This window comes from Vibrio sp. 10N.286.49.C3, assembly GCF_041469545.1.
Lineage (GTDB): Bacteria > Pseudomonadota > Gammaproteobacteria > Enterobacterales > Vibrionaceae > Vibrio > Vibrio tasmaniensis_A.
On record NZ_JBFRKT010000008.1, the window covers coordinates 165,355 to 180,544 of the forward strand.

Annotated in this window: 13 protein-coding genes; 6 read left to right on the top strand and 7 right to left on the bottom strand. The window is 43.2% G+C overall.

The window, feature by feature from the left end; genetic code table 11:
• Positions 1-70: 70 nt before the first annotated feature.
• Together AB4180_RS03650 and AB4180_RS03655 are read left to right on the top strand one after the other, a co-directional pair.
• The gene (locus AB4180_RS03650; RefSeq protein WP_012600208.1) at positions 71-859 is read left to right on the top strand and encodes a helix-turn-helix domain-containing protein; all 789 of its coding nucleotides are present in this window, start codon (positions 71-73) and stop codon (positions 857-859) included.
• 208 nt (positions 860-1,067) lie between these two features.
• Positions 1,068-2,315: a hypothetical protein gene (locus AB4180_RS03655; protein ID WP_102249418.1), complete on the top strand. Its 1,248-nt coding sequence runs from the start codon at positions 1,068-1,070 to the stop codon at positions 2,313-2,315.
• Positions 2,316-2,458: 143 nt separating this feature from the next.
• Here the strand turns inward: AB4180_RS03655 and AB4180_RS03660 are convergent, their stop codons facing one another.
• The 5 genes from AB4180_RS03660 to AB4180_RS03680 all read right to left on the bottom strand — a co-directional run bounded on the left by AB4180_RS03660 (position 2,459) and on the right by AB4180_RS03680 (position 8,205).
• Entirely contained in the window at positions 2,459-2,818 is a 360-nt protein-coding gene (locus AB4180_RS03660) for a hypothetical protein (RefSeq protein WP_017096226.1), read from the bottom strand.
• 177 nt (positions 2,819-2,995) lie between these two features.
• Positions 2,996-3,544, bottom strand: coding sequence for a hypothetical protein (locus AB4180_RS03665; RefSeq protein ID WP_102249417.1), 549 nt, complete (start codon positions 3,542-3,544; stop codon positions 2,996-2,998).
• Between the two features lie 286 nt (positions 3,545-3,830).
• On the bottom strand, positions 3,831-4,964 hold the full coding sequence (locus AB4180_RS03670; RefSeq protein WP_102249416.1) for a lipocalin-like domain-containing protein: 1,134 nt from the start codon (positions 4,962-4,964) through the stop codon (positions 3,831-3,833).
• Entirely contained in the window at positions 4,964-7,498 is a 2,535-nt protein-coding gene (locus tag AB4180_RS03675) for an FtsX-like permease family protein (protein ID WP_102249415.1), read from the bottom strand. Before AB4180_RS03675 ends, AB4180_RS03670 begins: the two co-directional genes overlap by 1 nt.
• Before the next feature lie 8 nt (positions 7,499-7,506).
• Positions 7,507-8,205, bottom strand: a complete 699-nt coding sequence (locus AB4180_RS03680) for an ABC transporter ATP-binding protein (protein WP_102249414.1) — start codon at positions 8,203-8,205, stop codon at positions 7,507-7,509.
• A 551-nt stretch (positions 8,206-8,756) separates the two neighbouring features.
• Here AB4180_RS03680 and AB4180_RS03685 point away from each other — a divergent pair.
• Both AB4180_RS03685 and AB4180_RS03690 read left to right on the top strand, forming a co-directional pair.
• The gene (locus tag AB4180_RS03685; RefSeq protein ID WP_232281795.1) at positions 8,757-9,617 is read left to right on the top strand and encodes a phosphate/phosphite/phosphonate ABC transporter substrate-binding protein; all 861 of its coding nucleotides are present in this window, start codon (positions 8,757-8,759) and stop codon (positions 9,615-9,617) included.
• Between the two features lie 18 nt (positions 9,618-9,635).
• Positions 9,636-11,816 (top strand): bifunctional diguanylate cyclase/phosphodiesterase, encoded by a 2,181-nt coding sequence (locus AB4180_RS03690; protein ID WP_009845797.1) that lies wholly within the window; start codon positions 9,636-9,638, stop codon positions 11,814-11,816.
• A gap of 84 nt (positions 11,817-11,900) precedes the next feature.
• On the opposite strand, the gene AB4180_RS03695 is transcribed toward AB4180_RS03690, so the two are convergent.
• Positions 11,901-12,887, bottom strand: coding sequence for a zinc-dependent alcohol dehydrogenase family protein (locus AB4180_RS03695; RefSeq protein WP_009845796.1), 987 nt, complete (start codon positions 12,885-12,887; stop codon positions 11,901-11,903).
• A 196-nt stretch (positions 12,888-13,083) separates the two neighbouring features.
• Between AB4180_RS03695 and AB4180_RS03700 the strand changes: the two genes are divergently transcribed.
• Positions 13,084-13,359: a hypothetical protein gene (locus AB4180_RS03700; protein ID WP_009845795.1), complete on the top strand. Its 276-nt coding sequence runs from the start codon at positions 13,084-13,086 to the stop codon at positions 13,357-13,359.
• Between the two features lie 30 nt (positions 13,360-13,389).
• A complete protein-coding gene (locus tag AB4180_RS03705; protein ID WP_009845794.1) occupies positions 13,390-14,601 on the top strand; it encodes a radical SAM protein in 1,212 nt (403 codons plus the stop codon).
• 146 nt (positions 14,602-14,747) lie between these two features.
• Here the strand turns inward: AB4180_RS03705 and AB4180_RS03710 are convergent, their stop codons facing one another.
• Positions 14,748-15,089, bottom strand: coding sequence for a hypothetical protein (locus AB4180_RS03710; protein ID WP_017081414.1), 342 nt, complete (start codon positions 15,087-15,089; stop codon positions 14,748-14,750).
• Between the last annotated feature and the right edge of the window lie 101 nt (positions 15,090-15,190).

A 15,190-nucleotide genomic window follows, 5' to 3' on the forward strand; every position in this document is an offset into this window, starting at 1 on the left:
GGCTAGTTTGACAGGTCGTTATACTTACAAGTATCTTTATAAAGACATCAGGCGCGATAGGAAGACAAGTTTGAAAAAACACTCCAGAAACCTTCATCCATCCTTATCAATTGATAAGGCACCATCCAACGTATTTATGAATTTTGAAGCGTTTCTTTCGAACACTGAAACCCGAGTTCATAGCCACTCATGGGGACAGGTTCAATTGATCAGTGGCGGTATATTAGAGATGGAAGCGGAAAGCACTCGATTTCTAGCGCCACCACATCTAGCGATTTGGGTACCGGCCGGGGTGATGCACTGCAGTTATAACCGTAAGCCTTTGGACTACTGCTCGCTAAATATCGCCCCAGAACTCACGCAACACCTGCCAGATAAAACCAGCCTTATAAAGATCACGCCGATTGTGTCTTCTATCATCGATGATTTTCGCGATCGTGGGATAAATGTTGCGGAAACAGAGCAAGACCAAAGGCTCGTTCAGGTACTGCTTGACCAACTTGCGCAGCGTGAGGTTGAACACCACTTCTTGCCTTCGACCGACAATAAGTACCTCGCGCCTATATTGGCTTCTGTTGAAGAAAACCCAACCGATGAAGTGACACTGAAAGATTGGGCTGAACGTGTCCACACCACGGAAAGAACCCTTTCTCGCCACTGCCAGACGGAGCTTGGAATGAGCTTTACAGAGTGGCGATTACGTGTCCGCTATCTGTACTCGATGGACTTGTTAAGAAACGGCCAATCGGTCAAAGAGGTGGCTCTTACATTGGGCTATAACCAAGCCAGCCCATTTATCACAATGTTCAAACGTTACGCGAACCAGACGCCAGAACAGTATAAGAACCGTTTGTTGTGATTGGTTTCTTTCATCCGATGTATTAATAATTGATGTTTCCCTTTTTATATTTAAGTTTTTGTTATTAAAAGATTAAATTCGGTGTTGATAGCGGACGTACACGTCTGTTTCGTCAATGGTTTGAATTTGGTTATATAAGCATTTAGTTTTTTGATCGTATTTGAGTGATCATTTATATAATCACTTGCTCAAAATGCCGAGGAAACATTTGAAATTTATTATCCCAACGATATCAGTATTAGCTGTAACACTTTCTGCATGCGGTGGTGGTAGCGATAGCGCTGCGCCACCACCTAAAAAGACTAAAACCGTAGTTCCTCAAATGTCCATAACCCCGGCATCAGGAAGTGTTGCAGATCCAAAAGATGACGTTGCAAAAAACTCTTATAGTAGTCCCGTCATGTATACAGCTAATGCTATAGGTAGTACTGATATCAAAGAGTGTATCAAGTCTCTAAACCTGTTTAATATTTACAGTATTGGTTGGGACGATGAATTTAATGAAGAGCTATCATCTAAGCAGCAAAAAGATCTCAAAGGTTTCTATGGTGTTTATGGCGCAAACGGAATTGTCGATTACTCTGCTCACACCACCGAAGCTATCGAAGCTAAAGATTGGATCAGTTATTTCTACTATGATGCAAATTTTCAAGATTGCGAAGCGCGTCGTTACAAGTCATATGCCAAGGTCAATAAAGTAGGCCAGGACATTACCGAGCTTAGTTACAAGTACAGTGTAGATGCCGATGCTAAGACAAGCACACCTCAACAAAATATAAGTAACTATACGGCTTGGCAAAGTGACGCTGCGAAAAACACAGTGGTTGGTTTAGTGACGAACATTACAACAGGTAGTATTCAACACAAGCAGCAACTGAAAAGCTTCACATCCGACAGTGGGCGCTTTGTTGATAACGTCAATTTCAGCAAGATGTTTAGAAATAGCTATTTCTTTGAGTCTTATGACAATGGCAAAGTTGAGTTCCAAGTTGTTGGCGGTAAGGTGATTGATAGATATGCAAAATTAAACCAGTCAGCCCCAGATACATACTATGCAGTTAACTTGATCTCGGCATACTTCCCAGGTGTTGGAACAAGAATTAATTGGTGTGTACGAGGGAGCCAGTTCGTACTAAACAAAGAGACGCCTATCAGCGAAGCACAATACAGCAGCATTATTGAAAATGGTGATTTGGGAGCGGCTTACTGTGACCCATTTGATGCGAATATCAGCCAAGTTCGTTACTACGATACGAAAGGAAGTATAGTCTCAGACAGCTCCGTAATTGCGCTTGAGTTAAACAATAAGTTGGCACAAGGCACTATTGTTAAAGACAAGTTGGATCAACGAGTAGCATATAAGAAGTTGTACTTAGGAAAAACACACAGTGAATATTTCCAAGATACTTCTTTGGCGAATCAAGTTGATCAGATCAAAGCCGATTTGACTAAATAGCGTTTAGACGAGCGTTATGAAGGTATGCCTCCATAATCTCTAATCGTAAATTGCCATCCTCGTGATGGCTTTTTCATATCACGAGTGGGTTGGCAAGCAGTCGCGTGGCAAGACCTTCGAAATCTTAAATATTTGTTTGGCGCTTATATCCAATCATGGGCTACCGCCATTAACGAAACAAAACTGGTCAGTACATTCGAGAGGATGGTAACCACATGAATGAGATGCACTAATTTCTTCCCTTTAAAGGCTTTAAATGAGTAGATTGTTGAAAGCAAAGATAGGACAAAAAACAGACCAATAGGCCAATACCAATAATACAGGGGGTCAAACTGAGTAAATTCGCATGCAACAACAGCATAAAAAAATCCAACTAAGGATAATAGGCCGTGAGCAGATTGAGCAATCGACCTGGAATTTAAGTAGTAGAGATAAGAAACCATGGGGTAGAAGGCTAATAAAACCCAAACTTGGCTAATCACAGTCAGTTGGTAGTCACTCATAATTCTCTCGAACACCTAATGCCTTGTCAATTTGTGGAAACTATACGACGAAGCTATATACGTAAACGTTATATACGCAAAAAAATATGCGAGTACTCTAACCAAAAAAACTAATCATTACAAAGTGCTATTGGAGTGCGTTGAATCGATTGACAAGTAGTTTAATAATGAATAAGGCTATAAGTATTTACCTGCATTTTCATAAGCTTCGATTTCTATCGGTGCTTCAACGTAACCAAAGATGGCTAGTTGCAATAAATACTTTTTAGTAAATGCTTCAAGCCCCAAATCTTCGACTTGTTTTACATGAATCAATTCATGAGAAAGTAGTAATTTGTCACCTTTTGCTTTGTTAGCGATCCAAATGCCATAACCAAATGTTGAACCCGTAAAGTAAGGAGAGTCAAGCCCCAAACGTTGCATTTGAAATAGCAACGATTCATTTTCAGGCAAAGGAATTGAATCGGCATAATGTACGCGGATTTTTTCAGGATATTTGATGCCAATCTTATGTGCAATTTCAACGTATTGAGGTAGTAAAGGGATACCTTGGGTTAGTGCTATTTGTTCATTTTTTCTTACATACTTAATAGACAGTGGGAAGTATGCTTCTAGTTGCTCTAATAGATGGCTAGGAGGGTCAGCATAGACGTCGTTTTTATCTTCACATCCTAGAATTGAAATAACTAAGATCAAAAGAGTGATAAATTTAAGTGATGCTTTCATTTGTTGCGAACTCCTTTTTATCGTTATTTGTCTTGTAAGAAAAGTAAGTGTCCATTAGCACAATAACAATATTCTCGAAATATATGACTTTGCCTTAGCGAAGGTTCTTAGGGTATTACTCTTTAAACATCGTTGTATTTGAAATAGGGGTTGTATTGCGATGGGTTTCACGTTTTCCCTCGACAAAACAATGAATTAAGTCGAGATCTACAAAGTTATATCCACGGTAGTAAAATTTTCGGTATAGCAAAAGCTTTGGATCGTAATGGTGCTCGTGCCGGTATGCTTAGTACCCAGTCAACTCCATATAGCCCGTACCAGAGTGTGTTCCTTCAATAACGATTGGCCCTTCCCAATAGGGTACAGACAGTGGCATTTTTGCTTCTGGATTGAGTGCCGAGACGGTCAGTTCGATTTGTTGAGTTGGAATCGAAACTTGCCATTCTGTTGGATAATCGCGTCCGTCGATTTCTGTTTGCTTGATAGCGGTTAAGCGGATGTCTTGCTGCTTAATCGCGATGCCAGAGCCATTTTGTTTCATCAGCCTTGCATGGGAATAACTGGCTTTGCCTGTTGTTGAGTTTCGAAGTTGAAATACCACCAAACTGGTTTCATCACTCAGCGTTAGCGCAAACCAATCCCAACCTTGTTGCGAGTCGAGTAAAAACTGAGAGCTCCATTCTCTGTCTATCCAACCTTTGCCAGAAACCAGATGGGTTACTCCATCAATAGTTACCTCGCCCGATACATTAATGAATGGTTGGCTGTAGTAGTAGGAAGCCACTTTGCCATCGCTACTTTTAGTGCTGTAGCCTTGTACGCCTTGCTTTTGATAAGGCGCGTTGCTGGTTAACTTAAGCGAGTAGCCAAACTGATCTGAATTAGCATCCAAGGTTGCGGGGAATAGATCATCGCTTGAAGAGTTCCATTGCCAGTCATCAAGATAGACACGAAATGGGGAAGTGCTGACACCCGCCAGTTCAGCTTGGTCACGTGACCACTTTTCATCGGCGTAGTGCTTATCTTTAGTGGTGACTGCGCTGTGTGCCATGTAGATTTGCTGACTTTGCCACGTAGTTTCCTTAGTGCTATTGCCACTTTCCAGTGGTGCAGCCGCGAAGCGGAATTGTGTCCACTGCACGCCTAACGCATTGCCGTCTTCATCAATTAAGTTTGCGGTTAAGTACCACCATTCATGACGAAAATTAGGGTGTGCTTGATGGTCGGCAGGGAAGGTGATCTCGATACCTTTTACTACCGGAGAAAATTGCGCTTGATCGATTGCCGTTTCATTCTCGGTTTGTGTTTCAGTACCGAGTATCGAACCCATATTTTGAGCTGATGGTTGAGTGGACTCCTCACACCCTAAAAGGAGCAAGATGCCAAGTGTGAGAACGAAAACTCTCATTGATCGATTCATCACAACACCTCACTTTGCAAACTGGATACCACGGGTTTACTGACCAAACGCCACAGTGGAATCAAGGTCGCAAACACAGCCACAAGAATGGTGATGGCTGCGATGCTGAGTGCGTCACTCCAATTCCATACGTAATTTAAGCTCCAACCAAAGGCGCGCAGGGTGACGATGTCCGTTAACACATAACCGACCATGGCGCCGAGTGGTAAAGTGATAACCAGAGTGAAGGTGACCAGAACAACGATTTGCCCGACCACCATCGCCATCAATTTTCGCTGACTAACACCGAGTGCATACAACCTTGCAATGGCGGCTTTGCGTGCATCGAGCAACATGAAACAGGCGCAGAACAACCCTATCACCGCCACCATTAAAGTGACGCCATTAAGCGCCCGAGTGATAGCAAAGGTTTGTGAGAAGATATCTAAAGCGATCGATTTGATCTGCGCTTGATCGTAAAGCTGACTTGGGTGCAGATTGAGTTGTTGGCGTAGCTGTTCGTACACCACTTGTGGGTCGCCAGAAACTTTGATTCCCAAGCTGGAGGGTAAGTCAGTAAACCCGCTTTCGAGCCATAAATTAGGTGCAAGTAACACTTCGCCATTCGGTGAGCCGTAATCGTGGAAAATCGCCCCGACGATGAGTGTTTTGTCTTGGATAGCGTCGAGCTTGAGTTGGTTTCCAAGGGACAAGCCGAGCTTCACCGCAGTGGGTTCACTGATCGCCACGAATTCACCTTGGTAAAAGCGCGTCCAGAAATCATCAAGGTGGGATTGAAATACCATGGTTTGCTCAAGTGTGTCTTTGTCTTTGGTGCCGAGCAAAGTAGGTAAGCCCTGCAAGTTATCGTCGACATAATATTGCTTATAAACGTTTTCAACATTTTCAAACTGCTCTAACGCACGTTCCACATTCGCGATTTCACCTTGGGCAGGGCTAACGTAAATATCGGCATGTAAGCGCTGTTCAAGCCATTGCTTTAACGTGGATTCAAAGCTGCCGACTAAGGTATTCATTCCCACATTGGCGGTGACAGCGAGAAGCAACGCCATCATGGCAAGGGAGAGCGGGGAGATAAGTTCACGCAGCTCAGCGAACAGATATTGTATTAACCCCGATTGGGTGCGTTTTTCGCTCCAGTTCGCTAGCACGCTGAGCGTTTTGGGCAAATACAATGGAATCGACACCACTAACACACCGAGCCATACCATGGTGAAGCGGTGATGTTCGCTCAGCCATAACCCTGCTAACGCGACAATGGTTAATATTGACCCTATAACAAACAGCTGATTTTCGTTAGACGCTTCCGGCGCTTGATAGAAACCACCATGGGAAGAGAGGGGTTGTCGCACCCGCTGTTTAAAGTGCTGCCAACACGCGACAAGCGTTGCGGCCAGCGTGAGCAGCAGTGCCTGCACTAACCATTGCCACTGCCATTTGCCGGGAAGCAGTGTTGCACCATACAGTTGCTCAAGCGTTATCGCGACGGTGGGATGTAGCCAATGACTGAGTTGAATGCCGAGAATGAAACCAAGCGACGCGCCCAGTGTGACTAAAACAGTCAGCTCGACTAACAGAGCTGAAAATACGATGCTTGGCGCAATCCCAGCTTGTTGAATTTGTACCAACAGCCGATTACGTTTCAGCAAACTGTACTTCACACCGTTGTAAGCGATGAACAGGCCAACTAAAAACGCCAACAAACTCATGGCGGTGAGGTTAAGGTGAAAGCTATCGGTAATTGAACCGAGATCCGTGCTTTGGTTGTTGGATATCCATTGCCCTTGCTCGCCAATAAGGCTTTGCCATTTATCCTGAGTATTGCTGTTCGTGTCGCTCTTAGTGTCAAAAATAGCGATGTAGCTCAGTTGCCCTTGCTTGTTAAGCAGTTGCTGAGCGAACCCAATATCCATCAACATTCGGCTACCGAGCTGCCATTCATCTGGCAATACCACGACTTTGGTGAGCACTTCATCCAAAGTGAGTGTGTCTACTCCTCCCAAGTTATGGTGTTGCGACTGGCTCATCATCACAATGGGTTCACCCGCTAAGAGTTGCGGCAAAGGTAAGGCATTGTCGAACAGGGAAATGTTTGGTTCTTTGGTTTGAGTGTTGCTTTGTTCGTCGATGCGAGCGTGGCGAGCTCTTGAAGTGAGGGCGGCGATTAGCTCACTGCCTTGAACTGACCAGCGTCGGCCTTGCTCGTCTCTTACTCGCCCTTCTATAACAGGCAGTGCTGCGCTTAATCCGCTTTGTCTTAAGCTGAAGTAGAGCGATTCCGACAAATAGTTTTGCCCTGCTGGTGGAATGATAAGGTTCTGCGCTTGGGCGCTAAGTTGTTCGGTAGATTCTGCATAACTGCGCTTGGCATTGAGGTTGATGGCTTGCACTGCGACAAACAAGGTGACCGCTAACACAATGCCGATCAGAATCGCTGCGGCTTGCAATGGTGATTGACGATAGTGTGCCGCGAATAGATTCAGAGTCAGTTTGGTATGTGTGAGCTGGTTCTGAGCGAAGCCAGTTTGCTTCATTGAATGACTCACAACGTTGCTGCTCTTGGGGTTAGATCTGCGTTCCTTAAACAACCATCGTCTAACACCAATTTTGTCTGCATAAAGCTGGCGCATTCTGGGCTGTGCGTAACCAAAAGCACCGCAGTGTTACCTTGTGTAGTGGTTTCACTCAGCAGCTTCATAACCTCTAACCCTGCTTTTTGGTCGAGGTTGCCAGTGGGTTCGTCGGCAAGCAATAGTTTGGGTTTATGGGCAAGCGCACGCGCTATTGCCACCCGTTGTTGCTGACCGCCAGAGAGTGCGGATACGTGTCTTTCGAGTAGCTCACTGATGCCCAATGCATCAACTAAATAATCGCACCAGTCGCCCCATTTCTGTTGATTTAAATGAAGAGGGAAGGCGATGTTTTGTTTTACGTTGAGTGGGGTCAATAAGTTGAACTGTTGAAAGATAACGCCCAATTTTTGATGACGAAATCGGCTCCATTGTGGATCTTTCCAATTTGATGTGTTCTCGCCATCAAGCCACAATTCTCCACCGGATAGAGGTTCAAACCCCGCAATAATGTTAAGCAGAGTACTCTTTCCACTGCCACTCGCCCCAGTCAAAGCCACGCTTGCCCCTGTCGCCAAAGCGAAGTCGACATTTTCCAGCACGTGATGGGTATCTTTGCCATCAACAAAGCTTTTGCTGGCGTGCTTGAGTGTGACAATTAGGCTTTCCATTTCCTTTCCTTATAACCAAGACTTACCATCAAAAGGTGTCATTACTTGTGGCAATTATCGAAGCGACAAGCTCTATAAAACTGTAGACAACAATTTCAAACAATAGAGCGATTTATATCGAATTATTAATAACTTGTACTTCGATAAGAGGGAAATAGATCAGTGCGAGGGAGAATACAGATGTTGGTGGGAATGTTTAAGCCATCAAAGATGTTTTCGAATTTGTTGTTAGATGGTTCGTGACCACGTTTATGATCTTAGAGTAAAGACTATTTGCTCTAAATTTTCACGTAAGAAGACGCAATAACAACTTGTTGTTAACGTAATGAGATTAATTTATTCGCGATTGTGTACTTACACCACTAATCGCTAATACAAGATGGCAGATTCTATGATTTTCGAATATTATAGTTTTAATATTGGGATAAATATCACATTTTGGTGCGTGCATGTTTAGTTGTCAGTCCATTTGTAAACAGTTTGTTATACTGCTAGCAGTAATTGTTTGTTCGCTTTTCACGGTATCCGCTAGTGCAGACACGAAAAGCACCTTGCGTGAAGAAACAATAATCATAGGGGTTATTAGCTCTAACCCCAAAAAAGCATTCAAACGTGCACAGCCTTTTGCTGATTACTTAGCTGAAAACCTATCTAACTATGGTATCAAAACAGGCCAAGTTGTTGTCGCCCGCGACTCTCGTCAAATGGCTCGTTGGATAAAAAGCGGTCAGGTAGATCTGGTTTCTGAAACGGTGTTTGCAGCACAGGAATTAATGCAATATTCGGGTGCTGAACTTTTAGCAAGACGATGGAAAAGCGGTGTGGCGGAATATCATTCAATCTTCTTTTCCAAACGCGATAACGGGGTAGACTCCCTAGGTGATCTGCGAGGCAAAACGGTTGTCTTTGAGGATGTCGGTTCTACTAGTGCATTTCTTGTCCCTGCGGCGATACTGCTTGGGCAAGGATATAAGCTCTATGAGCTAAGCTCCCCTAGAGAATATCCACCGAAAGACAAGGTGGGTTATTTTTTCTCCGATGAATATTCAAAGTCTGGAGGAGAATCTAACATGATGAGCTGGGTTCATCGTAATATTGTTGCGTCAGCTGCATTTAGTAATCTCGATTGGGAGAAAGAAATTCCCGAGCAGGTAAAACAACAGTTACAGGTAATCCATACTTCTCAAGCGATTCCCCGCTCACTAGTACTAATACGCCCTGATCTCTCCTCCGAACTTAAGCAAAACATGCTCTTAGTATTGCTTGCGGCTCATGAAAGTGAGGAAGGTAAACTGGCTTTGAAAGCCTATAAGAAGACGAAAAAGTTTGATGCTATCACACCAGAGATTGTAGAAAGCATTTCTTGGGCGGAAGCGCAAAAACGACTGGTTGATGAATACATCTCCCGTTAACTAGAGAAGTTATTGCTTATGAAGTTAAAAGGTAAATTGGTTCTCGGAAACATGCTTATGGTCGTTTTGACTATGGGCTGCCTTTCCTTGTCTCAGTGGCTGATATCTTCATACTATAGTGATGAAATTCTAGAAGAAACGGCAACGAATATTGCAGAGAACTTTACTTCCCAAGCTCAGAGTCAAGCAGAACAAACGGTTGAGTACCTCTCAGATGCACTTTTTGATCCGATGTATTTTTATGATATCGATAATATTAACTCTATTTTAGAGCCTGCCTTTGAAAATAAAGATGTCATATTCATAAAGGTTTTTGATGCTAATGGTCTGATAGTTCATACAGGAGAAGATGTAGTACTCGGTTATGGCTCCAACTTGGATATGCCAAGGGTGCAAGAAAATGTCTTGAATAAGCAAGAAGCTTACACAGAAATCAATTCATCAGCACTGATTGTTGCGCGGCCAATCACGATGAATAAGACTCGGTTAGGTGGCATAGTGATGAGCTACTCCTTAAAGGCTGTGAAAGACGACATCGAGAAAAATAACACCATTATCAAGGATATTACTGAGTCAAGTCGAAGCTATAGCGCGGTGTTGAGCATAACCTTGACGATGTTCATGTGTCTGGTCAGCTTACTCTTTTCCATGTTATTAGCTAAGACGATGATTCGTCCGATTAATCAACTCCTACAACATTCGAAACGCATCAGTAAAGGGATTTTCCAAGTACCAAACAACATTCAGCGCAGTGATGAACTCGGAGAACTTGCTCAGGCGTTTGATAGTATGGATTCAAGCCTCAAGCAGCGGAATGAGGAAGTTGAGTTTTTAGCTTATAACGATCCACTGACTAAGTTACCGAATCGCTCTCAGTTTATTAAATGTCTTGAACGGTGTATTCATCGATGCAAACAGTCAAAAGAGGTGTTTGCGGTTTTTTTTATCGATTTGGACGAGTTTAAACGAGTCAATGACAACCTTGGGCACCAAGCTGGAGATGAGCTGTTAAGTGAAGTGGCTAAGACGTTAACTAACTCATTAAAAAAAATGGGGCAAATGACCACAAAGGAAGAGTCTCAATGCATGATCGCAAGAGTTGGAGGGGATGAGTTCTTACTCCGCTTATCAGGAGTTAAGACAAAGGAGACAGTATCTAAGTTTGCCTCTGATATTGTGTACTCACTAAAACAGCCTATTTACCTCAATTCCGTAGGTGAATCGGTAGTGGTTGGTGCGAGTGTTGGTGTTGCATTATTTCCTGATTCGGGAGACGCCTCTGAAGACTTGGTTAAAAGTGCAGATATGGCAATGTACAGCGCCAAAGAAAACGGCAAAGGTAGGTACTGTTTCTTCAACCAAAAAATCGAGCAGAAGATACTAGCAAGGGGAGTCATAGAAAAGGAGCTTAGAGCCGCTATCGATGACTTCTCTCAGTTTAGGCTCTTATATCAACCAAAGTTTGACCTGAAAGCAGGGCATGTCGTTGGAGTTGAAGCCCTGATACGTTGGCAGCATCCTACAAAAGGCAATATTTCTCCTATTGAGTTCATTCCTATTGCTGAAGCTACGGATATTATTCATACACTTGGTGATTGGATAGTAATGCAAGCCTGCAGAGATATTCAGGAGTGGGATTTAAGACATCACCTTCCTCCCGAATTTTATGTTGCGATAAACCTGTCTCCAAAGCAGCTCTATGGCGATAAGGCACTCCGAACATTCCAATATCAAACACAAAAACATCAAGTTGAAGTTACAAGGTTACATATAGAAGTAACCGAAACGGCCCTAATGTTTGATAAGGTAAGCGCAAAGAAAACGTTGGACGACCTTAGGAGTATGGGGATCAAAGTTTGGTTAGATGATTTTGGCACCGGATACTCTTCACTAGGGTTCTTACGAGAGTTCAATATTGATGGTTTGAAAATTGACCGAAGCTTTGTCAATGATCTTGAGTACGATATGAATGACCGAGCTTTATGTGCGGCAGTTGTTTCAATGGCTCACCAGCTAGGTATTAAGGTCGTTGCTGAAGGAATTGAAACAACTGTCCAGTCAAGCTTCTTAGCGCAATCGGACTGTGACTACGGACAAGGTTATCTCTTAGCCAAACCTATGTGTGCGGAAACGCTGTCGAAAAAACTTGAAACTGGGTTGAGCAAACCGAAACATACAAACGTTATTTATTTGAAGTGATTACGTCTTTTTAAACTCCCCCGTTTAACGCAGTGTTAGGAGGGTTACCTAACACGAGCGCAAGTTATCGCGATCAACGATGTACTAAGGAAGCAATATGATCTTGCCATCTAATCGTGTGGTTTTCGATTCAATAAGATCAATCGCGGTTTGCACTTCATCGAATGGCAGGTAGCGGTCGACGTCGAGCTGTATGTCGTTTGTGATGAAGTGATCTAGCATGGTCGTGAACGTATCACGGCGAACATCTTTACCTTCCGCTTCCTCCCAATAACGTAAGAAGAAGGTGCTGAAATCGATGTGTTGGCTTTTCGCGTACTCAAAGAAGCGTGGTTCGTAAAAATCCAGAGACAGCGTCCCATAGTTGATAAAGCGCCCGTTGTTGCCAAGGGTGTGAATAAGATCGGTTCCGGGTGAGCCGCCAATTGCATCAAAGGCAACGGTTGGCATCGGCAAGCCTAAAGCCTTAATTTGAGAAGCTAAATCGTCGTTTGCATCTAACACCCAACTGGAAGTGATTGGGTATTGTGTCGGCTGTGATGTAACGACAATGATTTTGAAGCCGAGTGATGCTGATAACTGGGAGAAGATCTTACCGATGGCTGAACTGCCCGCGTTGATGATCAACACATCTTCTTGGGTCAGCTTAGCCACTTCTGTCGTCAACACCCATGCAGTTAGCGCATTAATGTACAACTGACAGGCGTAGCCATTTTCTAGATGCTGAGGAATTTGGAACAGGTCATCAGGTGATACATCGACATAGGTCTGCCATGTTCCACTGGTTGCTACGAGCACTCGCTGATTTACCGCAAACTCAGTATGACTGGACTCTACAACTCTTCCTACCGCTTCAAATCCCGGTACTCTCGGCGGCTGGTGGCTATGTTTGTATTGGCCCACACCATAAATCGACAACAGATCACTAGGGTTGATGTTAGTCGCTTCAATTTGTACGCGAACTTTATCTTTGTCTAGCGCCCCTAAAGCGACATGTTCTAACTTGAGAGATTCTTTTGGCTGACCGAAACGGAACTGGCTAATTCGGGTATTTTGCTTAGTGTCAGTCATAGTTAGGGCACCTTTATGGATTATGAGTACTGCATTGATTTTAAGTGTAGCGTGTTCATAAACAATCTTGGGTCGCTAATATTGCTTAACATCGATGTTGTTGGCAATCGATTGTTTAAATTGAAATTAGTTAACCAAAAGTTGACCAACACCTATTTACAATGATTCCTAGTTTAATAACTGGGAGTTAAGAAAGATGAACGTGCCTGAAGTAATGTCTAAGTGGAAAACATTGCTGGCTCTGACCATGGCCTTGTTTGCTCTTAAGTTTCATCTACTTCTGATTTGGGGGTTATTTTGTTGGTTTTGGGGATGGGAAAATCTTCGCGCAAAAGAAGCCTTCTTTGTTGAACGTATTGAGCTAAAAGAACATCCAGTTTTGTTTACCTTAATCATCATCAGTTGGTTTGTGATGGGAGGGGTATATTTCTATATGGACAATAGAGTCTTTGAGTTTTTTAGCTCTTTGTAGCAAAGCAAAATTTAATAATTAGGATACGTTATGAAAATCTATTTAATTAAAGCGTCTGCTGGCAGCGATTACTCAAAATACAAAGCCTCTACGGGGGGACCTCCACAAAACATCTTTGCCGCCGCTGCTGCGACACCAAAGTGGTACAAGTTAGATATGGTTGATGAGACCATAGGTGCAAAAGCCGACCTTTATAATGATGCTGATTTGGTGGTGATATTTATGTCGACTCCAGATGCTTATCGGGCTTATGAGCTAGCTTCTAAATATAAGAAAAAAGGCAAAACAGTCATACTCGGGGGGTTACATACTCAGTTTAACTCTTTAGAAGCGGCAGTATATGCGGATTGTTTGGCGATGGGAGAAGTTGAGAACTACTGGGTTCAGTTACTCCGTGACGCTGAGTTTGGTTCGCTACAGCCTATTTATGAAAGCTCCGAGCCTGTCGATCTCAGTATGCTCAATCCATACCCAACAAATATCATCAATCCTGAAGCGTACAATTATACATGGTCAGTAGTTGTGACAAGAGGTTGCCCATTTAAATGTAACTTCTGTTTAGTGCCAAGGTTCTTTGATAAGTTCCAGAAAAGGCCAATCGAAAATATCGTCAGCGAGTTAGCGGATCTCAAGACATTAGGTATTGAGTGGGTTGAGTTACACTCCGACAATCTCACTCATGACCGTGAATATGCTTTGGCACTATTTAAGGCCATTGAGCCGCTTAACATGAGCTTCTATGGGGAAACGACAGTCTTGATTGCTCGTGACACCGAATTGCTTAGTGCTGCGGTGAAGTCAGGGTTCAAAGCTGTATTATTAGGCATAGAAACGCCATCTGAAGAGGCTTTAAAGGCTCAGAAAAAAGGCTTTGTGAAACCATCTAAAATGAAAGAGTACATCGCTGAGATAAGATCTCATGGTATTGAAGTATGGGGAGATTTTTTGTTCGGTTTTGATGAACATGACACTTCTATCTTCAAACAAACGCAGAAGTTCGTCGAAGATATCAAGGTTGATAAGGTGATCCCGCACTACATGATTCCGTTTCCCGGTTCGGAGTCTTTTAGTCAGCTAGAGCGAGAAGGACGACTTCTTACTAAAGATTGGTCCAAGTACGATGGTAGCCATCCGGTTTATCAGCCAAGTCGTATGAGCGTTGAAGAGCTAGAGGAAGGCTTGTATTGGATTTGGAGAAAGAATGCGAGCTTGAAAGAACGAGTTGTTGCCTGGTTCAATTAAAATTTGTTCTGGATACATGGAATGAAAATCGCGAAGGCTCATAAATAAGTTTTACTATTCGGAATGCCTGACTGAGTCAGTACACTTTAAAGGCTCCATGTGGAGCCTTTGCATCAAGTTTTTGACGTAGCGTTGAAACCCCGCGATCAAAAGCCATAGCTTTGTTTGATTGGATCGCAGACTAGTTTATATTTAGCATCCGCAGCTTCTTTCCCAGCAAATTCTAACATCGCTTCTGAATAACCCATTGCAGTGCCGAACTCTTCCATTATATAAGGATCTTCTTTGACACTCACTGTGCGATCTTTCGATAGCTCGACAATAAACTTAGCGTAATCTTGGTCTTTATCTAAGCCTGCCGCCCAACCAAAACAGTGAGCCGCATCTTGCTTAGGGAATTCGTTAAAATCTTCACCATTCACTTCGGCTAAAGCAGCACCCGAAACAAGTGCTGTAAGTAGTGACATGCTAGTAATTAATTTTTTCATATTGCTTATCTCGAATATTGAATATGAAGCTATCTTATTGCGAGCGCTATGAAATAAATGTGAACATATTTGTTATTATTTTCAAGTCATGTGACTTTTGA

Bases quoted from the DNA above. Each gene is read 5' to 3' on its own strand.
- AB4180_RS03705 (WP_009845794.1), top strand. From the start codon at position 13,390: ATGAAAATCTATTTAATTAAAGCGTCTGCTGGCAGCGATTACTCAAAA.
- AB4180_RS03660 (WP_017096226.1), bottom strand. From the start codon at position 2,818: ATGAGTGACTACCAACTGACTGTGATTAGCCAAGTTTGGGTTTTATTA.
- AB4180_RS03675 (WP_102249415.1), bottom strand. From the start codon at position 7,498: ATGAAGCAAACTGGCTTCGCTCAGAACCAGCTCACACATACCAAACTG.
- AB4180_RS03700 (WP_009845795.1), top strand. From the start codon at position 13,084: ATGAACGTGCCTGAAGTAATGTCTAAGTGGAAAACATTGCTGGCTCTG.
- AB4180_RS03690 (WP_009845797.1), top strand. From the start codon at position 9,636: ATGAAGTTAAAAGGTAAATTGGTTCTCGGAAACATGCTTATGGTCGTT.
- AB4180_RS03665 (WP_102249417.1), bottom strand. From the start codon at position 3,544: ATGAAAGCATCACTTAAATTTATCACTCTTTTGATCTTAGTTATTTCA.
- AB4180_RS03710 (WP_017081414.1), bottom strand. From the start codon at position 15,089: ATGAAAAAATTAATTACTAGCATGTCACTACTTACAGCACTTGTTTCG.
- AB4180_RS03695 (WP_009845796.1), bottom strand. From the start codon at position 12,887: ATGACTGACACTAAGCAAAATACCCGAATTAGCCAGTTCCGTTTCGGT.
- AB4180_RS03670 (WP_102249416.1), bottom strand. From the start codon at position 4,964: ATGAATCGATCAATGAGAGTTTTCGTTCTCACACTTGGCATCTTGCTC.
- AB4180_RS03680 (WP_102249414.1), bottom strand. From the start codon at position 8,205: ATGGAAAGCCTAATTGTCACACTCAAGCACGCCAGCAAAAGCTTTGTT.